The sequence below is a fragment of the Janthinobacterium aestuarii genome (genome assembly GCF_051380835.1).
In the GTDB taxonomy this organism is placed as follows: domain Bacteria; phylum Pseudomonadota; class Gammaproteobacteria; order Burkholderiales; family Burkholderiaceae_D; genus Janthinobacterium; species Janthinobacterium aestuarii.
The window spans coordinates 660,651-681,288 of record NZ_JBNYXU010000001.1 but is presented as its reverse complement, the minus strand read 5'-3'; the positions used below and the strand labels follow the sequence as shown (position 1 = coordinate 681,288).

The 20,638-nt window shown below is 59.2% G+C and carries 23 protein-coding genes; 5 read left to right on the top strand and 18 right to left on the bottom strand.

What is annotated here, in order from left to right:
* Positions 1-4 precede the first annotated feature (4 nt).
* The 7 genes from ACQ4WO_RS03070 to ACQ4WO_RS03040 all read right to left on the bottom strand — a co-directional run bounded on the left by ACQ4WO_RS03070 (position 5) and on the right by ACQ4WO_RS03040 (position 5,850).
* Entirely contained in the window at positions 5-1,075 is a 1,071-nt protein-coding gene (locus tag ACQ4WO_RS03070) for a sulfate/molybdate ABC transporter ATP-binding protein (protein WP_436480180.1), read from the bottom strand.
* 1 nt (position 1,076) lies between these two features.
* Positions 1,077-2,030, bottom strand: a complete 954-nt coding sequence (gene cysW / locus ACQ4WO_RS03065) for a sulfate ABC transporter permease subunit CysW (protein WP_436480179.1) — start codon at positions 2,028-2,030, stop codon at positions 1,077-1,079.
* Entirely contained in the window at positions 2,000-2,809 is an 810-nt protein-coding gene (gene cysT / locus ACQ4WO_RS03060; protein ID WP_230517174.1) for a sulfate ABC transporter permease subunit CysT, read from the bottom strand. Before cysT ends, cysW begins: the two co-directional genes overlap by 31 nt.
* Positions 2,810-3,038: 229 nt before the next feature.
* On the bottom strand, positions 3,039-3,677 hold the full coding sequence (locus ACQ4WO_RS03055) for a peroxiredoxin (RefSeq protein ID WP_436480178.1): 639 nt from the start codon (positions 3,675-3,677) through the stop codon (positions 3,039-3,041).
* 43 nt (positions 3,678-3,720) lie between these two features.
* Positions 3,721-4,287 (bottom strand): RBBP9/YdeN family alpha/beta hydrolase, encoded by a 567-nt coding sequence (locus ACQ4WO_RS03050; protein ID WP_436480177.1) that lies wholly within the window; start codon positions 4,285-4,287, stop codon positions 3,721-3,723.
* 44 nt (positions 4,288-4,331) lie between these two features.
* On the bottom strand, positions 4,332-5,336 hold the full coding sequence (locus ACQ4WO_RS03045; protein ID WP_436480176.1) for a sulfate ABC transporter substrate-binding protein: 1,005 nt from the start codon (positions 5,334-5,336) through the stop codon (positions 4,332-4,334).
* 130 nt (positions 5,337-5,466) lie between these two features.
* On the bottom strand, positions 5,467-5,850 hold the full coding sequence (locus ACQ4WO_RS03040) for a diacylglycerol kinase (RefSeq protein WP_436480175.1): 384 nt from the start codon (positions 5,848-5,850) through the stop codon (positions 5,467-5,469).
* A gap of 154 nt (positions 5,851-6,004) precedes the next feature.
* Here ACQ4WO_RS03040 and ACQ4WO_RS03035 point away from each other — a divergent pair, with 154 nt between their 5' ends.
* Positions 6,005-6,784 (top strand): IclR family transcriptional regulator, encoded by a 780-nt coding sequence (locus ACQ4WO_RS03035; protein WP_034747499.1) that lies wholly within the window; start codon positions 6,005-6,007, stop codon positions 6,782-6,784.
* Between the two features lie 32 nt (positions 6,785-6,816).
* On the opposite strand, the gene ACQ4WO_RS03030 is transcribed toward ACQ4WO_RS03035, so the two are convergent.
* The 3 genes from ACQ4WO_RS03030 to ACQ4WO_RS03020 all read right to left on the bottom strand — a co-directional run bounded on the left by ACQ4WO_RS03030 (position 6,817) and on the right by ACQ4WO_RS03020 (position 9,725).
* On the bottom strand, positions 6,817-7,890 hold the full coding sequence (locus ACQ4WO_RS03030; protein ID WP_436480174.1) for a serine hydrolase: 1,074 nt from the start codon (positions 7,888-7,890) through the stop codon (positions 6,817-6,819).
* A 176-nt stretch (positions 7,891-8,066) separates the two neighbouring features.
* Positions 8,067-8,786: a nitroreductase gene (locus tag ACQ4WO_RS03025; protein ID WP_436480173.1), complete on the bottom strand. Its 720-nt coding sequence runs from the start codon at positions 8,784-8,786 to the stop codon at positions 8,067-8,069.
* Between the two features lie 21 nt (positions 8,787-8,807).
* Positions 8,808-9,725 carry a DMT family transporter gene (locus ACQ4WO_RS03020; protein WP_034747493.1) on the bottom strand — a complete coding sequence of 306 codons (918 nt, stop codon included), beginning with the start codon at positions 9,723-9,725 and terminating at the stop codon, positions 8,808-8,810.
* A gap of 350 nt (positions 9,726-10,075) precedes the next feature.
* On the opposite strand from ACQ4WO_RS03020, the gene ACQ4WO_RS03015 reads away from it, so the two are divergent.
* The gene (locus ACQ4WO_RS03015) at positions 10,076-10,642 is read left to right on the top strand and encodes a phasin family protein (RefSeq protein WP_034747490.1); all 567 of its coding nucleotides are present in this window, start codon (positions 10,076-10,078) and stop codon (positions 10,640-10,642) included.
* Positions 10,643-10,895: 253 nt separating this feature from the next.
* On the opposite strand, the gene ACQ4WO_RS03010 is transcribed toward ACQ4WO_RS03015, so the two are convergent.
* The 6 genes from ACQ4WO_RS03010 to ACQ4WO_RS02985 all read right to left on the bottom strand — a co-directional run bounded on the left by ACQ4WO_RS03010 (position 10,896) and on the right by ACQ4WO_RS02985 (position 16,295).
* Positions 10,896-11,618 carry an ABC transporter ATP-binding protein gene (locus ACQ4WO_RS03010; RefSeq protein ID WP_436480634.1) on the bottom strand — a complete coding sequence of 241 codons (723 nt, stop codon included), beginning with the start codon at positions 11,616-11,618 and terminating at the stop codon, positions 10,896-10,898.
* A gap of 11 nt (positions 11,619-11,629) precedes the next feature.
* The gene (locus tag ACQ4WO_RS03005; protein ID WP_034747484.1) at positions 11,630-12,403 is read right to left on the bottom strand and encodes an ABC transporter ATP-binding protein; all 774 of its coding nucleotides are present in this window, start codon (positions 12,401-12,403) and stop codon (positions 11,630-11,632) included.
* A 12-nt stretch (positions 12,404-12,415) separates the two neighbouring features.
* Positions 12,416-13,633: an ABC transporter permease subunit gene (locus ACQ4WO_RS03000; protein WP_436480172.1), complete on the bottom strand. Its 1,218-nt coding sequence runs from the start codon at positions 13,631-13,633 to the stop codon at positions 12,416-12,418.
* Between the two features lie 21 nt (positions 13,634-13,654).
* The gene (locus ACQ4WO_RS02995; protein WP_034785168.1) at positions 13,655-14,584 is read right to left on the bottom strand and encodes a branched-chain amino acid ABC transporter permease; all 930 of its coding nucleotides are present in this window, start codon (positions 14,582-14,584) and stop codon (positions 13,655-13,657) included.
* Positions 14,585-14,879: 295 nt separating this feature from the next.
* Positions 14,880-15,827 (bottom strand): 4-hydroxy-3-methylbut-2-enyl diphosphate reductase, encoded by a 948-nt coding sequence (gene ispH / locus ACQ4WO_RS02990; RefSeq protein ID WP_436480170.1) that lies wholly within the window; start codon positions 15,825-15,827, stop codon positions 14,880-14,882.
* A 12-nt stretch (positions 15,828-15,839) separates the two neighbouring features.
* Positions 15,840-16,295 carry an FKBP-type peptidyl-prolyl cis-trans isomerase gene (locus ACQ4WO_RS02985; RefSeq protein WP_034785165.1) on the bottom strand — a complete coding sequence of 152 codons (456 nt, stop codon included), beginning with the start codon at positions 16,293-16,295 and terminating at the stop codon, positions 15,840-15,842.
* A gap of 120 nt (positions 16,296-16,415) precedes the next feature.
* Between ACQ4WO_RS02985 and radC the strand changes: the two genes are divergently transcribed.
* The 3 genes from radC (at position 16,416) to rpmG (ending at position 17,764) form a co-directional block, all read left to right on the top strand.
* Positions 16,416-17,090, top strand: a complete 675-nt coding sequence (gene radC / locus ACQ4WO_RS02980) for a RadC family protein (protein WP_070224500.1) — start codon at positions 16,416-16,418, stop codon at positions 17,088-17,090.
* A gap of 247 nt (positions 17,091-17,337) precedes the next feature.
* Positions 17,338-17,574, top strand: coding sequence for a 50S ribosomal protein L28 (rpmB, locus tag ACQ4WO_RS02975; RefSeq protein ID WP_010400928.1), 237 nt, complete (start codon positions 17,338-17,340; stop codon positions 17,572-17,574).
* A gap of 22 nt (positions 17,575-17,596) precedes the next feature.
* A complete protein-coding gene (gene rpmG, locus ACQ4WO_RS02970) occupies positions 17,597-17,764 on the top strand; it encodes a 50S ribosomal protein L33 (protein WP_010400929.1) in 168 nt (55 codons plus the stop codon).
* 136 nt (positions 17,765-17,900) lie between these two features.
* On the opposite strand, the gene ACQ4WO_RS02965 is transcribed toward rpmG, so the two are convergent.
* Together ACQ4WO_RS02965 and ACQ4WO_RS02960 are read right to left on the bottom strand one after the other, a co-directional pair.
* Positions 17,901-19,070: a DesA family fatty acid desaturase gene (locus ACQ4WO_RS02965; RefSeq protein ID WP_411268328.1), complete on the bottom strand. Its 1,170-nt coding sequence runs from the start codon at positions 19,068-19,070 to the stop codon at positions 17,901-17,903.
* A gap of 172 nt (positions 19,071-19,242) precedes the next feature.
* Entirely contained in the window at positions 19,243-20,601 is a 1,359-nt protein-coding gene (locus ACQ4WO_RS02960) for a mechanosensitive ion channel family protein (protein WP_034747962.1), read from the bottom strand.
* Between the last annotated feature and the right edge of the window lie 37 nt (positions 20,602-20,638).

Sequence of the window (20,638 nt, the reverse complement as noted above, 5' to 3'; positions counted from 1 at the left end):
CCTCTCAGGTTCTTGTGGGTTCAACGAACACGTGCAGGCGTTTCGGGCGGACAACTAACGTCTCCCCTTCCTTCAGCTGCAGATGGGTAAAACGCTCGTTCGACATCACCGCTTCGATCAGCTCGCTGTTATCGACGCGCTGCAAGTCCAGCTGGGCCAGCGGACCGATCGCATGGGCGCGGCTCAGCTTGACGATGATGCCTTCCGCGCCCTGCGTGTAGCGGTCGATTTCCAGGTCGTGCGGCCGCACATAGGCCGTGCCCTTGCTGTCGCTCACGCCCGCATAATCGGGTACCTCGAAGCTGGCGTCGCCCGTCGCCATCACGCCGTCATGCACGCGGCCGTGGAACAGGTTGACGTTGCCCAGGAAGCCGTAGACAAACGGCGAGGCCGGGTGGTTGTAGACTTGCTCCGGGGAACCCAGCTGCTCGACGGTGCCCTTGTTCATCAGCACGACCTGGTCGGCCACTTCCAGCGCCTCTTCCTGGTCATGCGTGACGAAAATGCTGGTCACGTGCAGATCGTCATGCAGACGACGCAGCCAGCGGCGCAATTCCTTGCGCACCTTGGCATCGAGAGCGCCGAACGGTTCATCGAGCAGCAGCACCCGCGGCTCGACGGCCAGGGCGCGCGCCAGGGCGATACGCTGGCGTTGCCCGCCCGACAGCTGCGGCGGATAGCGGTCGGCCAGCCAGTCCAGCTGTACCAGTTCCAGCAAATCTTTGACCTTGCGGCGGATCTGGTCTTCCGACGGGCGCTCGCTGCGCGACTTCACGCGCAAGCCGAAGGCCACGTTTTCAAACACGGTCATGTGCTTGAACAGCGCATAGTGCTGAAAGACGAAACCGACTTGCCGCTCGCGCACGTGGCGGTTCGACGCATCTTCCGCGTCCAGCAGCACTTGCCCGCTGTCCGGATGTTCGAGGCCGGCAATGATGCGCAGCAAGGTCGTCTTGCCGCAACCGGACGGACCCAGCAGTGCCGTCAATTCGCCGGCGGGAAAGTCCAGCGAGATATTGTCGAGGGCGACGAAATCGCCGAAGCGCTTGTGGATGTTGTTAACTGCGATGGTCATATCAGTGCTCCGTAGAACGTAAGGCGGAATCGTCGGCGTCGCTCTCGTTCAAACGCCACTCAATGAAAGCTTTCAAGGCCAGGGTCACCAGGGCCAGCAGGGCCAGCAGGGAGGCGACGGCAAATGCGGCGGCGAAGTTGTACTCGTTGTACAGAATCTCCACCTGCAGCGGCATGGTGTTCGTTTCGCCGCGGATATGGCCGGAAACGACCGACACGGCGCCGAACTCGCCCATGGCGCGGGCGTTACACAGGATCACGCCATACAGCAGACCCCACTTGATGTTCGGCAAGGTGACTCTGCGGAAAGTATTCCAGCCCGACGCGCCCAGCACGATGGCGGCCTCTTCCTCTTCGCTGCCCTGCGACTGCATCAGCGGGATCAGTTCACGCGCCACAAACGGGAAAGTAATAAAGATGGTGGCCAGCACGATGCCGGGCACGGCAAACAGAATCTTGATGTCGTGCGCTTGCAGCCAAGGGCCGAACCAGCCTTGGGCGCCAAACATCAGCACGTAGATCAGGCCGGAAATGACGGGCGAGACGGAAAACGGCAAGTCGATCAGGGTCAGCAAGATGCTCTTGCCGCGGAATTCGAACTTGGCGATGCACCAGGAAGCGGCCACGCCAAATACCAGGTTCAGCGGCACGGCGATGGCGGCCGTGATCAGGGTCAATTTAATCGCGGAAATCGCGTCCGGATCGATGATGGCGGCGATATACGCTTCCCAGCCCTTCTTGAACGCTTCCGCAAACACGGCCACCAGGGGCACGATGAGGAAGGCCGTCAGGAACAGCAGGGCGATGGTGATCAATACCGTGCGCACCCACAGTGGTTCCAGCACAACGGGACCGACATTCGGCTCGAAGCGCCGCGCTGTGGGCAGCGCCTTGTCCACGCCAGCGGCGGCAGTCGTATTCGTACTCATGATTTCTTCGCCTTTCCGCGCGCCCATGCTTGCAGCAGGTTAATCGTCAACAACAGCAGGAAAGACACCACCAGCATCACCACGGCGATGGCCGTGGCGCCTGCGTAATCGTATTGTTCCAGCTTGGTAATAATGAACAGCGGCGTGATTTCCGACACCATCGGCATATTGCCGGCGATAAAGATCACGGAACCGTACTCGCCCGTGGCGCGGGCAAAGGCCAGCGCAAAGCCCGTCAGCAGCGAAGGGAAAATCGTGGGGAAGATGACGCGGATAAACGTTTGCAATGAACTGGCGCCCAGGCTGGCGGCCGCTTCTTCCAGTTCCTTTTCCGCGTCTTCCAGCACCGGTTGCACGGTGCGCACGACGAAAGGCAAGCCGATGAAAGTCAGCGCCACCACTACGCCCAGCGGCGTGAACGCCACCTTGATGCCCAGCACACCTTCGATGAACTGGCCGAACCAGCCATTCGACGAATACAGGGCCGTCAGGGTGATGCCGGCCACGGCCGTCGGCAAGGCGAACGGCAAGTCGACCAGCGCGTCGATGATGCGCTTGCCGGGGAATTTATAACGCACCAGCACCCAGGCCAGGATGCCGCCAAACACCACGTTCAACAGGGCCGCGATCAGCGAAGCGCCAAACGTCAGGCGGTAGGACGCCATCACGCGGTCGGACGTGACGGCGCTGAAGAAGGCGTCCCATGTCATGGTGAAGGTCTTCAGGAACACCGACGACAGCGGGATGAGAACGATCAGGGCCAGGTAAAAGAGCGTGAAGCCCAGTGACAGCTTAAACCCCGGCATGACCCGAAACGGCGCTCCGCGCGCCTTGAGCGGTGCTGCTGATGTTGCAGACATAGAAACCCCTTCTTATTACATTTTTGAGTTATAGGGCGCAATAATCACATGCAACCGTTATAAAAAGAACTAACCATTTCTCATTTGCTTAGATGGATTTTGCATACCCGCTGGCAGTATCTACGGACGAAAAAAAACGCACCGGACAGGTGCGTTTTTATGAAAGCTGAAACGTTTATTTATTTGGCTGCGGCGTCAGACGAAGGTATGGCTTGGCTGCCGTAAAGCCCTTCGGATACTTCTGCTTGATCACGTCCGGGTCTTGCACGGTCAATGGAATGATGACGTCGTCGCCGTCTTTCCAGTTGCCTGGCGTCGCCACCGTATAGCCGTCCGTCAGTTGCAAAGCGTCGATGACGCGCAGGATTTCATTGAAGTTGCGGCCCGTGCTCAGCGGGTACGTGAGGATCAGGCGCACCTTTTTGTTCGGGTCGATGATGAAGACGGAGCGCACGGTGGCCGTGACGGATTGCTCCGGATGGATCATGTCGTACAGCACCGACACTTTCTTGTCGACGTCGGCGATGATGGGGAAGCCCACGACCGTGTTTTGCGTCTCTTCGATATCCTTGATCCAGCTCTTGTGCGACTCGGCCGCGTCCACGGACAGGGCGATGGCCTTTACGTTGCGCTTGTCGAATTCCGGCTTGAGCTTGGCCGTCAGGCCCAGTTCCGTCGTGCACACGGGGGTAAAGTCGGCCGGGTGGGAAAACAGCACCACCCAGGAATTGCCAGTCCACTCGTGGAACTTGAGCGGGCCGATCGAGCTGTCTTGTTCAAAATCAGGGGCGACATCGCCCAGGCGTAAAGTCATCGTGATCTCCTTGTGAGGTTGTGTGGCGAGAATGTTCGTCGAATCAGGCTGCCTGACGGTGGCGCTTGTCGCTTTGCGCCAGATCAAACAGCGTTTGCAATTGCGCCTGGCCGTAGACCCAGTCGCCAAGGCGCGACTCGGCATTGATATGGCCCAGCGCACCGCCATCAATATACTTGCAATTCCAGCGCCGTGCCCACTGCGCCGCGTGTTCGGCCGTCATCCACGGATCGGTCTGGCTGGCGATCAGGATGCCGGGGCAAGGCAGCCGCTTTTGCGGCAATGCCTTCGCCACGCCAAACTTGTCCGGGTCGGCCGGCCCCACCAGCAGCACGCCGGCCACGCCCTGCGGGTCGCGGGCCAGGCTGTGCGCCGTCGTCAGGCAGCCGAAGCTGTGGGCGACGATCAGAGTCGGGCGCGCATCCTGCCGCCGCACCTGATCCAGCCGCGCCGACCAGCTAGCCAGGTCGGGCGCGTTCCAGTCGTCCTGCTCGACCCGCTCGAATTGCGGATACAGGCGCTGCCAGCGGCTCTGCCAGTGCTCGGGACCGCTGTTATGCAAGCCCGGCACGATCAGTACCCGGCAATCGGAAAAGCTGCGCAGCGCCATGATGTGTCCTTTTAGTAACGGTCTGGCAATCGTGCCATCCGATATTATTTAGGCTGGTAGATCTGGTCGAAGATGCCGCCGTCGGCAAAGTGCGCCTTCTGTGCCGCCGTCCAGCCGCCCGCCACTTGCTCGATGGTGAACAGGTTGACCTTGGCGAACTGCGACGCGTATTTCTTCGCGGCCTTGTCCGTTGCCGGACGGTAGTAATTCTTCGCGATGATGTCTTGCGCTTCATCCGTGTACAGGTAGTTCAGGTAAGCCTCGGCCACCTTGCGCGTACCATGCTTGTCGGCAAATTTGTCGACGACGGCGACGGGCGGCTCGGCCAGGATGCTGACGGACGGCGTGATGATGTCGAACTTGGTCGGGCCCAGTTCCTTGACGGCCAGGTAAGCCTCGTTCTCCCAGGCGATCAGCACGTCGCCGATGCCGCGCTCAACAAAAGTGGTGGTGGCGCCGCGCGCGCCGGAATCGAGTACGGGCACGTTTTTATACAGTTTGCCGAGGAAATCCTTGGCCTTCGCTTCGTTGCCGCCCGGCTGGCGCAGCGCGTAACCCCACGCGGCCAGATGGTTCCAGCGGGCGCCGCCCGAGGTTTTCGGATTCGGCGTGATGACGGAGACGCCCGGCTTGATCAGGTCGCTCCAATCCTTGATGCCTTTCGGGTTGCCCTTGCGCACCAGGAAGACGATGGTCGAGGTGTACGGCGAGCTGTTGTGCGCCAAACGCTTTTGCCAGTCGGCGGCCAGCAGCTTGTGCTCGGCCAGGGCATCGATGTCGTAGGCCAGGGCCAGGGTGACCACGTCCGCTTCCAGGCCGTCGATGACGGCGCGCGCCTGCTTGCCGGAACCGCCATGCGATTGCTTGATCTTGACGTTGTCGCCCGTCTTGCCTTTCCACTCCTTGGCAAACGCCGTATTCACATCCTGGTACAGCTCGCGCGTCGGGTCGTATGACACGTTGAGCAGGGTGATATCGGCAGCCTGCGCCGTTTGCAGAATGGCAAACGCGCTGATGGCGGCGGCAATGATGATTTTTTTCGACAGCATCTAAGATCCCCGTGTGGTTGAACTTGCAGAGCCACCAGATTACGGCGCCATGGCCGCAAAGAGAACGAAGCGTTTCGCCGTTTGATATGCGTTTTTCACATATGGACAGCGCGCAACGGGGATTTAGCAGTTAATAAAAACGGTTAAATAAAATGACGGCCCAGGTGGCAAAAGCCAGGATGCAGGTCAGCAGCACGGCGGCGCTGCCGAAGTCCTTGGCGTTTTTCGACAGCGGATGGCGTTCAAGCGAAATGCGGTCGACCACGGCTTCAATTGCCGAATTGATCAATTCGACGATCAGCACCAGCAGCAGCACGCCGATCAGCACCAGTTTTTCAAACGCGGAAATGCGCAGCAGCAAGGCGATCACCGTGCCGACGACGAACAATCCCAGTTCCTGGCGGAATGCATGCTCGTGGCGCCAGGCCGCTTTCAAGCCATCGAGCGAGTAGAAAAAGGCGGAGAAAATCCGTTTCAAGCCGCTTTTGCTCTTGAATTCATTGACAGGTTGCATAGTTTTCCATGGTTCAAAGTACATGCTATCCACGCATTATGACGGGCACAATAGGGATTGTGACAATTTATTCGCTATCTATCTCGGAACATTTCACTATTTTTTCACATCATGGTATAAAGAAGGATGAATACTGCATTGCACCAAATCCATCATGAAAATTGAACCGGTCGCTGCCCCGAAGACGACGATCCAGGTGATCGAACGCATGGTCGCCCTGCTCGATGCCCTGGCCAAATATTCCGACCCGGTCAGCCTGAAGGAATTGTCCAAAGTATCGGGCCTGCACCCCTCGACGGCGCACCGCATCCTCAACGACATGGTGCTGACGCGCTTTGTCGACCGCATCGAACCGGGCACGTACCGGCTGGGCATGCGCCTGCTGGAACTGGGCAATGTGGTGAAAAGCCGCCTCAGCGTGCGCGAAGCGGCGCTGGATTTCATGCGCCAGCTGCACAAGAAAACCCAGCAAACGATCAACCTGTCCGTGCGCCAGGGCGACGAGATCGTCTACATCGACCGCGCCTTTTCCGAGCGCTCGGGCATGCAGGTGGTACGCGCCATCGGCGGCCGCGGTCCGCTGCACCTGACCTCGACCGGCAAGCTGTTCCTCTCCGTCGACGAGCCGAAAGCCATCCGCGCGTATGCCACGCGCACGGGCTTGGCCGGGCACAACAAGAATTCCATCACGGATCTGCAAAAGTTAGAGCGCGAACTGAGCCTGGTGCGCGAGCGCGGCTATGCGCGCGACAATGAAGAACTGGAACTGGGCGTGCGCTGCATGGCCGCCGGCATCCGCGACGATACGGGCAAGCTGATCGCCGGCCTGTCGATCTCGGCGCCAGCCGACCGCCTGCAGGATGAGTGGCTGGTGGACCTGGTGGAAACGGCGAACCAGATTTCGGTTACTTTAGGTTTTATACCCCAAGACTAAAGAAACAGGGCAGCAACGCTGCCCTGTTTCTTTTAGCCGCCAGGCAGGCTCATGTTGGCAGGCTTCAGTGCCTCCAGCCACTTGCGCATGCGGCCCGCATCGGCCGTGCGCGACTGTTTTCCCTTGGAATCGAGGAAGACCATGATCACGGCCCGTCCTTCGATGACAGCCTGCATCATCAAGCAACGTCCCGCCTCATTGATAAACCCCGTCTTTTGCAAGCCGATTTCCCAGCCCGGGTTGGCCACCAGGTGATTCGTATTGCCAAACTGCATGGGCTGACCGCTGGCTTCCACGATGGCTTTCGGGTCCGTCGAATACTCGCGCAGCAGCGGATGGCGGAAGGCGGCCATGGCCAGCTTGCCCAGGTCGCGCGCGCTGGCCACATTCATTTTCGACAAGCCGCTGGAATCGACGTAATGCGTATCCATCATGCCCAGCTGGCGCGCCTTGCTGTTCATGGCATCGACAAACGCCGACAAGCCGCCCGGATAATTGCGTCCCAGCGCCGAGGCGGCACGGTTTTCCGAGCTCATCAAGGCGATGTGCAGCATATTGGCGCGCGTCAATTGCGAACCCACTTTCAGGCGCGAGCTGCTGAACTTGGCGCGATCGACATCCTCGTCCGTGATCGTCAGCAGTTCCTCCATGTCCTGATGCGCTTCGACCACCACCAGGCCCGTCATCATCTTGGTAATGGAGGCGATGGGCAAGGCCACATTCGAATTCTTCTCAAACAACACTTCCGAATTGGCCTGGTCCAGCACCAGCGCCACGCTCGACTTGAGGTCGAGCGGGTCGCGCGTGAGGTTCAGGCCGGCCAGGTCGCCCATGGTCGGCATCGGTGCGGCCATGGGCACAGCCACGCTGCTGATTTTTTGATAGATGACCTTGCGTTTGCCGCGCACCATGACGACCCGGCGCACGGTCTGGTCGCGCGGCGCGGCCTTCGCGCTCTTGCGCAGCACGACTTTGACTTTCTTGGTGTTCTGTTTCTTGGAGGCTGAGGATTTGCCGTTCGCTTCCTTGGCGTGCACGGCCGCAGCCGGCGCCAGCGCAAACAGCAGGGAAGCCAGGATACCCAGCGCAAGTTTAAACTTAGCCATTCGATAATTCCCCGTGAAGCTGTTGCCTTATTGCAGTGTAGCGAAATGCAGAGTATTCGCAAGCCTATTTAACAGTTAGGACAGTATTTATTGCAGTACTGAAATACAAATCGTTAGCGATCAGCAAACAAGCTCATCCTTGACCGGCTATTTGCTTGTGTACATCGCTGGGATGTCTATTTGTCCATGAATTTAACAAAGCCGGCCAGCGGCTCGCGTTCCGTGCTCAGACGGTTCTCGACCTTGCCCGGGTCGGCATAGCCGAGGGCCATGCCGCACACCACCATTTCGCTGGCCGGCACGCCCAGCTCGTCGCGGATGATGTCATGGTAATGGATGAAGGCCGCTTGCGGGCACGTGTCGAGTCCCCGCGCGCGCGCCGCCAGCATGATATTTTGCAAGAACATGCCGTAGTCGAGCCAGGAACCCTGCTCCAGCACCCGTTCGATGGTAAAGATCAGCCCGACGGGCGCATCGAAAAACTGGAAATTGCGTCCATGCTGGGCCGCCATGCCGGCCGTGTCGCTCCGCTCCAGGCCCAGCAGCTGGTACAGGTCCAGGCCGATCTTGCGGCGGCGCTCGATGAACGGCGCCGTCCACTGGCGCGGGTAATAGGTATACGACGCCGTGCGCGCGGGCGCATCGGGCGCCTTCGGTGCGGCATAGACGTCGAGGATGCGGCGCGACAGCCGCGCGCGCGCCTCGCCTGACAGCACATACAGTTTCCACGGCTGCATGTTGGCGCCCGAAGGCGCGCGCGCCGCCACTTCCAGGATGCGCGCGATATCGTCCTGCGCCACCGGCGTGGGCAAAAAAGCGCGGATGGAACGGCGCGACAGAATGACGGCGTCGACGGCTTGCTGCGCCGCCTGTGTTTCAGATGCTTGCTTGTTCACTGCCCTGCTCTCCCGCTCTAACTATTTCTTGACGACAAACACGACGCCGACCACGGCCACCAGCATGCCGGCGATGCCCAGCATATTGAACGCTTCGCCAAACATCAGCCAGGCCATCACGGCCGTCGTGGGCGGCGTCAGGTACAGCAAGCCCGTCACTTTCGTGGCGTCGCTGCGGCGGATCAGGGCGAACAGCAGGAAGATGGCGCCGATGGACAGCACGAGTACCGACCACAGCAAGGCGCCGATGAAATTCGCCGTCCATTGCACATTGCTGAAATGCAGGTCCAGTCCTTCGTAATACAGGGCGAATGGCAAGACCACGACGATGGAGGCGGCAAATTGCACCACCGTGCCGGTGCGCAAGTCGAATTGCGGGCAGTGGCGTTTTTGGTACATGGTGCCGGCCGTCATCGACAGCAGCGCGAACACGCACAGCAGCACGCTTTCCACGGTCAGGCCCACGAGGTTGATCTTCGCATACACGACGAGGGCCACGCCCAGCAAGCCGAAGAACAGGCCCAGCCACTGGCGCGGGCGCACGGATTCGCCGATCAGCGGTGCGGCGCAGGCCGTCAGCACAGGCTGCATGCCCACGATCAGGGCGGACAGGCCGGCCGGCATGCCCAGCTTGATCGCGCACCAGACGCCGGCCAGGTAGCCGGCCTGCATCAAAATGCCGGCCACGGCGATCTGGCGGAACTGTCCCACGGGCCACGGTGCGCGCAACAGCAGCACCAGCGGCAGCAGGATCACCAGCACGCCCAGGAAGCGCAGCAGCAAAAAGGTCAGCGGGGGCGCGTACGGCAGGCCAAACTTGGCCACGATAAAACCTGTGCTCCATAACAACACGAAGAAGCCAGGCAAGGCCATCGGCGTCAGAGTGGTCAGAAGAGAGGCTTTGCCGCTGGCGCCAGCCGCGGCGGGAAGATTGGACATGGTATCAACTCGGGAAACGGGATCGGCACCAGGTGCTGCGCCAGTGCGGGAAGCAAAGTCTAGCATGCTGCGCCGCAATCGTCCCCGTAGCCGCTGGAAACGGTAGTTTAGGCATAAACCATTGACACCCAGAAATCAAATATTTCTCTTTAGAAACAATGACTTTTGATCCAAATCTATTCAATTGTTGCATCGCACAAGAAACGCTTGACTTCGTATTTTTTAACCGTAGAATAGGGTTTGTTGCGTTGCACAATTCTTGTTCAGCTTGAAAAATTTAGATTCACCTGCTTTCCCAAACGGTACACGCAGCATCAAATTAACCAGATTTCGATTTTTTGGAGATTTATATGTTTTCAATTCCTGAGCAATTTTCGTCCGCTACCAAAGCCAACCTGGAAGCCCAATTCGCCCTGTTCTCGTCGCTGACGGGCAAAGCCTTCGAAGGCATCGAAAAGATCGTCGAACTGAACCTGACCGCTGCCAAAGCGACCCTGGAAGAATCGACCGCCGCCGCCAAGCAATTGCTGTCGGCAAAAGATCCACAAGAATTCTTCTCGCTGAGCGCTGCTCAAGCCCAGCCTAGCGCCGAAAAAGCCATCGCTTACGGTCGTCACCTGGCTGCCATCACGTCGGGCACCCAAGCCGAGTTCAGCAAAGCTGCTGAATCGCAAATCGCTGAAACCAACCGCAAAGTCCTGTCCCTGGTGGAAGAAGTCACCAAGAACGCGCCAGCCGGTTCGGAAAACGCCGTCGCCATCCTGAAAAGCGCCATCGGCAACGCCAATGCAGGCTACGAGCAATTCTCGAAAACCAGCAAGCAAGCCGTCGAAGCCATCGAAGCGAACCTGACCTCGGCCGTGAACCAGTTCACGCAAGCAGCTGAAAAAGTCGTGCCACGCGCTGCCGCCAAGTAATTCTTGTGTGACCGCTCCGGCGGTCCGCTAGTACCAGCTCCTCCAGGCATCCATCCCGCACTTCCCCGACGGATGCCATTATGCCCCAGCCCAGCTGGGGCATTTTTTATGCGCTCTTAAAACGCGTAACCAAACCTACTGCGCGTCGTGATTTGCGGCCTGCGATGCTCACTGTGCTCAAGCACAGTTCCGCTTCTCGGCCATAACTCCCTTCCGCTCGCTACGGTTTTGTTAGGCGCTCTTTGTATCCACTCTATTCTCCCAAATACGCCGCCTTTACGCGTGGATCGTCGAGCATGGCGGCCGCGTTGCCGCCCATGGTGACGAGCCCGGAATCCATCACATAGCCGCGGTGCGCCGCCTGCAGGGCCAAACGGGCATTCTGTTCGACCAGCAAGATCGTGATGCCTTCGGACGACACCTTGCGGATCACCTCGAAAATTTTCTCGACCATGATGGGCGACAGGCCCATCGACGGCTCGTCGAGCAGCAGCAGCGTCGGATGACTCATCAGTGCCCGCGCCATGGCCAGCATCTGCTGCTCGCCGCCAGACAAGGTGCCGGCCATCTGCGCCGCCCGTTCCTTGAGGCGTGGAAAGACGTCGAACCAGCGGGCGATATCGTCCTCGACACCCACCTTGTCCGTGCGCGTGTAGGCGCCCATCATGAGGTTTTCCCGGATCGACATGCGGGTAAACACGCCCCGCCCTTCCGGCACCATGGCCAGTTTCCGTTCCACCAAGTGAAACGATTTCGTGCCCTTGAGCGACTCGCCCAGGTAGCTGATCGTGCCGTCGACCTTGCAGGCCGGCAAAGTGCCCGTGATGGCTTTCAAAGTCGTTGTCTTGCCGGCGCCGTTCGCGCCGATCAGGGCGATCAGCTCGCCCTCGTTGACTTCCAGGTCGATGCCCTTGACGGCCTTGATGCCGCCGTAGGCCACGTGCAGGCCCGATACCTTCAATACATTCTTGTTCAAGCCATCGTTACTCATGCGTGCGATCCTCCCAGATAAGCCTCGATGACGGCCGGGTTTTGTTGTATTTCGGCCGGCAAGCCTTCCGCGATGCGCTTGCCATACTCGAGCACCGTGATGCGGTCGCACAGTCCCATCATCAGTTTCACGTCGTGCTCGATCAAGAGCACGGTCTTGCCTTCGGCCTTGATTTTTACCAGCAACTCGCGCAGGGCCAGCTTTTCCGTCGCATTCATGCCCGCCGCCGGTTCGTCGAGGGCCAGCAGTTGCGGGTCCGTGGCCAGCGCGCGGGCGATTTCCAGGCGCCGCTGGTCGCCGTACGACAGGAAACGCGCCGTACGGCTGGCGAACTGGGCGATGCCGACGAAATCGAGCAGCTCCATGGCCCGCTTGCGGATGGACGCCTCTTCCTCGCGCGCCGCCTTGTGGCGGAAGATGGCGCCGAACACGCCCTGGTGCGAGCGTACATGGCGCCCCACCATGACGTTTTCCAGCGCCGTCATATCGCCAAACAAACGGATGTTCTGGAAGGTGCGCGCAATGCCCGCCTTCGCCACCTTGTGCGGCGCGGATGGCGAATACGGCTTGCCGGCCAGCTCGAAAGTGCCCGTGTCGGGCTGGTACAGGCCCGTGATCACGTTGAAGAACGTCGTCTTGCCGGCTCCGTTCGGGCCGATCAAGCCGTAAATCTGGCCTTGCCGGATGGTAATGCCCACGTCGGTGAGCGCCTGCAAGCCGCCAAAACGTTTATTCACGCCGGCAATATTGAGAATGATCTGTTCGCTCATGCTACCCCTCCCTTAAGCGGACACGACGCCGGTGGATTTGTTGGGCTGGTCGACATCGTGGTCGGGCCGGTCTTCATGCTTCGGCGATGGCCACAAGCCGGCAGGACGGTTGAGCATGATCAAGACCATGGCCAGGCCGTACAGCAACTGGCGCAGCACTTCCGCCTCGATCACCACGTGGCCGAACAGCGCCTGCTGGGCAGGCTCCACCACGTGGCGCAGCACTTCCGGTATCGAGGCGAGGATCACGCCGCCGAGGATCACGCCGGGGATGTGGCCAATGCCGCCCAGCACCACCATGGCCAGCACGGCAATCGATTCCGTCAGTGAAAACGATTCCGGCGAGACAAAGCCCTGGAACGAGGCAAACATGGCGCCCGCCACGCCACCGAACGAGGCGCCCATGGAAAAGGCCAGCAGTTTCACATTGCGCGTATTGATGCCCATGGCCTTGGCGGCGATCTCGTCTTCGCGGATGGCCACCCAGGCACGGCCCAGGCGCGAATGCTGGAGCCGCTTGGTGACGAACACGACGGCGATGCACAGGAAGAGGAACAAAAAGTAATAGGCGTTCACGGACGGCATGGAAAAACCGGCCACCGTCACGGTGCTGTTGGTGCCCGCCTCGCCCGCCAGGTTGACGCCGAAGATGCGGATCGGGTCGATCAAATTGATGCCTTGCGGGCCATTCGTGAAATTGATCGGGTCGTTCAAGTTGTTCATGAAGATGCGGATGATCTCGCCAAAGCCCAGGGTCACGATGGCCAGGTAGTCGCCGCGCAGTTTCAAGGTCGGCGCGCCCAGCAAGGCGCCGAACAGGCCGGCAACACAGGCGGCCAGCGGCACGATGACCCAGATCGACAAATGGATGCCGTTTTCGCGGATTTCCGGCCCCATCAGCTGCACCAGGGTTTCGCCCAGCACAGGATATTGGTTCACCACGGATTCAAGCAGGATGGCGAACTGGGGCGACGCCAGCAAGGCCGTCAGGTAGGCGCCCACGGCATAGAAAGCGATGTAACCCAGGTCGAGCAGGCCGGCAAAGCCGACGACGATGTTCAAGCCCAGGGCCAGCATGATGTACAGCAAGGCCATGTCGATGATGCGCACCCACGAGTTGCCGAACTGGGCGGCAAAGAACGGGAACACCACCAGCAGCGCGGCCAGGCCCAGCATGCCCGCATAAGCCTTGGCCGGATTTTTCTTAGCGTCGAAATCGAGTAATGCCATGATTAATCTCCCAGTGTCACGTCAGGCGCGGTCGGCCACGCGTTCGCCCATGATGCCGGACGGGCGCAAGGTCAGCACGATGATCAGCACGACGAAGGCAAAGATATCCTGGTAGTGGCTGCCCAGGAAACCGCCCGTGATGTCGCCGATATAGCCGGCGCCCAGGCTCTCGATGATGCCCAGCAAGATGCCGCCCAGCATGGCGCCATAGATATTGCCGATGCCGCCCAGCACCGCCGCGCAGAATGCCTTCAGGCCGGGGATGGCCCCCATGGAAAATTGAATGGAGGCATAGTTGGCGCCCCACATCACGCCGGCCACGGCCGCCAGCGCGGCGCCGATGGCGAAGGTGGCAACGATGACCTTGTCGGAATCGACGCCCATCAGTCCTGCCACGCGGGGGTTTTCCGCCGTGGCGCGCATGGCGCGGCCCATTTTCGTTTTTTCCACCAGCAGCACCAGGCCGCCCATCGACAGCGCGGCCAGGGCCAGCAGCAGCACTTGCGTTTGCGAAATCACGGCGCCCCCTATGTTGATGGGGTCGGTCGACAGCAATTGCGGGAAGGGCAAGGGATTGCGCGTCCAGATCATCATGGCGAAGGTTTGCAGCAGGATGGAAACGCCGATGGCGGTAATCAGGGGGGCGAGGCGGGGGGCGTTGCGCAGGCGGCGGTAGGCGACCCGCTCGATGATGATGTTGACCAGAATACAGATGGGAATGGCGCCGAGGATGGCGGTGGCCAGCTTCAGATAACCGGGCCAGTCGGGCACATAAATGCCCAGCAGCTTGAGGATGGTCAAGCCCACCATGGCGCCGATCATGAGCACGTCGCCATGGGCGAAGTTGATCAGGTTCAGCACGCCGTACACCATGGTGTAACCGAGGGCGACTAAGGCATACATGCTGCCCAACACCAAGCCGTTAATGATCTGCTGGATGAATGTATCCATGATTGCCCTATCAAATATGCATTTTTCGGGAACAACTTCCGCCAGAACATGTCGCTGATACAAAAACGGCACCGGAGGAAGAATTCCTGCAGTGCCATCCCTGGACCGTTCTCACCAGCATGGTGCACGCACTGAAAACGGGCGTGACCTTGCTTAGTCATAACGACAACATATTCAAGCTTGAGGCAATCATAACGATCTTTTGCAAAAACTAAGCTTGGAATAAATCAATCATTTCCGAATTAAATTCTGTTTTGAGGTAACTATTTCATCGATACTCAGCAGCTGTACAGCTTCAGGCGACGTCGCGCTTGATGCCGTCGAGGCCTTTCGGCATCGGGAACGTGACGGCTTCCTGCACGCCATCGAGCGGACGCACGCTCTTCACACCGTACTCTTTCAAGCGGTCGATAACGGCTTGCACCAGCACCTCGGGCGCCGAGGCGCCAGCCGTGACACCCACGCGCAGCTTGCCTTCCAGCCAGGCGGGATCGATCTGCGAGGCATTGTCGACCATGTAGGCAGGCGTGCCCATCTTGTCTGCCACTTCGCGCAGGCGGTTCGAATTCGAGCTGTTCGGGCTGCCCACGACGATTACCACTTCCACCAGCGGCGCCATGAATTTCACTGCTTCCTGACGATTGGTGGTGGCGTAGCAGATGTCGCCTTTTTTCGGCTCGGCGATATTCGGATATTTCGCTTTCAAGGCCGCAATAATGTCGCTAGTGTCGTCAACTGACAACGTTGTCTGCGAAACATAGGCCAGGCTCTCCGGATTAGCGATCTGCAATTTCGCCACATCTTCGAGCGTTTCCACCAGATGCATGCCCATATCGGCCTGGCCCATCGTGCCTTCCACCTCGGGATGGCCATCGTGGCCGATCATGATGATCTCGCGGCCTTCGCGGCGCATCTTGCCCACTTCCATGTGCACCTTGGTGACCAGCGGGCAAGTCGCATCAAAAATGCTCAGGCCGCGCGATTCCGCCTCGGCGCGCACGGCTTTCGACACGCCATGGGCGGAAAACACGAGCGTATTGCCAGCGGGCACGTCATCGAGGTCGTCAATGAAGATGGCGCCCTTGTTGCGCAAATCGGCCACCACATAGGCGTTGTGGACGATTTCATGGCGCACGTAGATCGGCGCGCCAAATTGCTGCAAGGCGCGTTCGACGATTTCGATCGCCCGGTCGACGCCAGCGCAAAAACCGCGGGGCTGGGCCAGTAATAGTTCTTTATCCATCGCTATTCCTTTTTACAGCACCGAAATGAGCTTGACTTCAAAGCGCAGCGGCTGGCCGGCCAGCGGATGGTTGAAGTCGAACAGGGCCGAATCGTCGCGCATTTCGCGCAGCACGCCGGCAAAGCGGCCGCCGCCCGGCGCGGCGAAGTCGACCAGGTCGCCGATCTTGTAGTCGGCGCCCGGCACCGAGTTTTCGTCCAGGGTAGCGCGCGAGACGGACTGCACCAGCTCGGGATTGCGCTCGCCAAAGCCTTCTCCGGCCGCCAGCTCGAACGTCTGGTGCGTGCCTTCAGGCAAACCCAGCAGACGCTGCTCGAGGAATGGCGCCAGCTGGCCCTGTCCCAGCATCAAGGTCGCGGGATTTCCGCTGAAGGTAGTGACAATATCAGTACCGTCAACAGTAGCAAGACGATAATGCAGGGTGAGGTAAGCCGCTTCGGTGACGACTGCTGGTTGCTCGTTGGACATAGTAGTTTTCAAGTAACTGGTGCAAAACGATATTGTAAGCCACACTGGCCGCGCCTGCCCCATGGCTTCGTCAAAGAAGACCGTACTGGGGCACGCGCCGGTGCCAAACAGGAGAACAGCATGGGCATCAAGGATTGGCCAGCCGGCGAACGGCCGCGCGAACGCCTGATCGAGGATGGCGCGCAGTCGCTGTCGGACGCGGAGTTGCTGGCCGTGTTCCTGCGCACGGGCGTGCGCGGCAAGAGCGCCGTGGAACTGGCGCGCGATACGGTCGAACACTTCGGCTCCTTGCGGGGCTTGTTTGGCGCCAGCCTCGTGAGTTTTTCCGCCGTACACGGCATGGGCAGCGCCAAGTTCGCCCAGCTGCAAGCCGTGCTGGAACTGGCGCGGCGCGCCATCATCGAGGACTTGCAGGCGGGCCAGGCCCTCAATTCGCCGCACGCCGTCAAAGACTATTTACGCCTGACTCTGGGCAACCTGGCGCATGAAGCGTTTCACGTGTTGTTTTTGGACGTCAAAAACCGCCTGATCACGACCCAGGAAATGTTTCGCGGCACCCTTACCCACACCAGCGTGTATCCGCGCGAAGTGGTCAAGCAGGCGCTGCTGCACAACGCGGCCAGCGTCATGCTGGCCCACAACCACCCGTCCGGCACGCCCGAGCCCAGCGAATCGGATCTGCTGCTCACGCGCGCGCTGGCGCAAGCGTTGTCGCTGGTGGACGTGCGCATCCTCGACCATTTCGTCGTGGCCGGGCGGCAAGTGCATTCGTTTGCGGAACATGGCCAGATCTAGGCCGGCATCAGCCAATTCGCAGTTAACCATGTGTAAACAAGGACATACGCGACAGTACCGAGACGCTTATCTAACAGTAAACAGCGTTGTTTACCAGTGCTGTCCCCTATGAGGAAAGGTAAAAGTCAAATTGTTAAATTATTTAAATGAAAAATGACACAATTGTTTTTCGCAAGTCATTGATAAATCGGCTTATTTTGGATATACTCTTGTTTTTCCAATTTGGAATATCTTTAAGGAGTGCGCCATGGCACGTGTTTGCCAAGTCACTGGGAAGAAGCCGATGGTCGGCAACAATGTTTCCCATGCAAACAACAAAACCAAACGTCGTTTTTTGCCTAACTTGCAGAATCGTCGTATTTTTGTTGAATCTGAAAACCGCTGGGTCTCCCTGCGTTTGTCCAACGCCGGTCTGCGCGTCATCGATAAAGTCGGCATCGACGCCGTATTGGTCGATATGCGCGCTCGTGGCGAAAAAGTCTAATTAGCAGAATAAGGGAGCTATCATGGCAAAATCAGGCCGCGACAAAATCAAGTTAGAATCGACCGCCGGTACGGGTCACTTCTACACGACTACCAAAAACAAGCGTACGACGCCTGCGAAAATGGAGATCATGAAATTCGATCCTAAAGCACGCAAGCACGTAACGTACAAAGAAACCAAAATCAAGTAATTGATATTGTGTTCTGTAAAAAGAGCCGCTCCGATGAGCGGTTTTTTTTCGCCCTGATTTTCAGCCGACTCTCTTCACCTTTGTCCCGACGAAAAAAAAGCCCCGGAAACCAGGGCTTTTATCTGCTGCAGCTTACTTATGCATAGCTGCGCAGGCGCAACGAAAAATCCTGCAGCGACTTGATGCCCGACGCTTCGGCGCGCGTGCACCAGTCTTGCAGCTTTTGCAGCAATTGCTCGCGCGTAAAGTGGGAACGCTCCCAGATGGCACCCAGCTCCACGCGCATGTGGTGCATGGTTTCCAGCGCCTTGCTGTGCTGGAACAGTTCCGATAGCTGTTCATGGTGCGCATCGGCCAGCTTGCCCGGTTCGCGCTGCATCAGCTTGCGCGACGATTTCAGGAAGCGTTTTTCCAGCTCGGCCTTGTGCTTCAAGTGTTCCAGCTCTTCCTTCCAGGCATGCTTGATCGATTTTGCATACTTGGCCATCACGTCGTAGCGGTTGGCGATGACGGACTGCAAGGTCTCGAAGTCCGCTTCCAGCTTGCCGTGCGAGAACTTCGGTTCCGGCGCCAGCTTTTTCACCTTGGCCAGGCCCAGCATTTCCAGCGCGCGGATATACGCCCAGCCGATATCGATTTCATACCATTTCGACGACAGCTTGGCCGACGTCGCATACGTATGGTGGTTGTTGTGCAACTCTTCGCCACCAATCAAGATGCCGAAAGGAATGATATTGGTGGCCGCGTCGGCGCAATCGTAGTTGCGGTAGCCCCAGTAGTGGCCGATGCCGTTGATGATGCCGGCCGCCGTGATCGGGATCCACATCATTTGCACGGCCCACACGGAAATGCCGATCACGCCGAACAGGGCGAAGTTCACGAAGAACAGGATCACCACGCCCAGCCAGCTGTATTTGGTGTACAGATTGCGCTCGATCCAGTCCGTCGGCGTGCCATGGCCGTACTTGGTCATGGTTTCCATGTTCTTCGATTCAGCGCGGTACAGCTCGGCGCCTTCCCAGAACACTTTCTTGATGCCGCGCGTCACGGGGCTGTGCGGATCTTCTTCCGTATCGCACTTGGCATGGTGCTTGCGGTGGATGGCGGCCCACTCCTTGGTGACCTGGCCCGTCGTCAGCCACAGCCAGAAACGGAAGAAATGGCTGGGCAGCGCATGCAATTCCAGCGCCCGGTGGGCCTGGTGGCGGTGCAGGTAAATCGTGACGCTGGCGATCGTGATGTGGGTGACCACCATGGTGTACAGGAAAACTTGCCATGCGGACAGATCGGTAATGCCAGTTGCCATGAACTGCAAAACGTCGTGTAAAACGGAACTCAATGTCATTACTACTACTCCAAGTGGACAGGGCGTGCGCACGGTCGCTCCAGTGACTCTGGAGGTCCGGCAGAGTTAATTTTAGGCGTGATTGTACGCCCTAATGGGTGCTATCAGGCAAAATCGGAGGCAGGCAGCGAGGTTAAGGCTGGGTGCCGGATGGCGTGGACTCACCGTCTGCAGCGCTGGCAAGCGGGGCAGGAGGCGTACCAACAATACGCAGTTCGCGTTGCGGAAACGGTACAGTGACCTTATGTTCCTGCAAGGTGCGCCAGATGGCGCGGTTCACATTCGACTTCACGCCGCCCGTGCCGTTTTCCGGATCCGCGATCCAGAAGCCGATCTGCACATCGAGGCCGTCGGCGCCGAAACGCACGAGGGTAGCCGATGGCGGATTGCTTTGCGACACACGCGGCACCTTGGCGGTCGCCTCTTCCAGCAAGGGGAAGATGACGTCCAGGTCCGTTTCGTAACCCACGGACACGGCCGTCGACAGCCAGACCATGCGGTTGCTCAGCGACATGTTCTGCACGCCGCCGGAAATCAGCATTTCATTGGGCACGATGGATTCAACCCCATCGCCACCCAATAACACAGTATAGCGCGTATTGATCTGCGTGACCTTGCCCGTAAATTGACCGACCGTGATCATGTCGCCGATGGTCAGGCTGCGGTCGAGCAGGATGATGAAACCGGAGACGAAGTTCGCGGCGATCTTTTGCAAGCCAAAGCCCAGCGCCACGCCGAAGGCGCCGCCAAACACGGACAGCACCGTCAGATCGATACCCACCAGCGACAGGCTGACCAGCACGGAAACAAGGATCAGCACGGCGCGCCCCATGCGCGACAGCACCACGCGCAAGGACGTGTGCAGGCCCTGCATTTTCATCAGGCGCTCGTCGAGCGAGGTACCGGCCCACATGGCCAGCACCAGCAGCACGGCCACGGAAATAGCGGCTTGCAAGATGGCAGCCACGGACACCTTGTTGCGCCCCAGCGGTACGACGATGCTTTCCAGGAAGGTATGCAGTTCCGGCCACAGGCCTGTGATGTACAGGGCCATGCCGGCCCATACAACGACCGTGAAGATCTTTTCCAGCAGCAACATGGTGGGGCTGATATCGCCATGACGGGCAAAAATGCGGCGCAGCACGTAAAAACCGAAGCGCACCAGCGCCATCGACGTGCATAAGGGGATGGCGATGCTGAGCAGATTCACCGACTGGAACTTGGCCAGGAAATGCTGTGCAATGCCCAGCAGCATGGCCGCCAGCACGGGCGTCAGGATGCGGATGAAACTATCGGTGCGCTGCAGGGTTTCCGGCGTGGCAGGCGTCGCGGCCGCTTCCGCCCGCTGGTGCAGGAACACGCGCAACTGCCGCACCAGCAGCCAGCTCAGGGCCAGGCAGGCAACGATGACCAGCGCCTGCCACAGGATGGCCGGTTGACGGAAATCGTCGACAAAGTCAGTGATCAGGTTGAGCAGCGGGGTTTCATTCATGGCGGATGGAATCTGGAAGGTGGTGCGGGAAAACAAA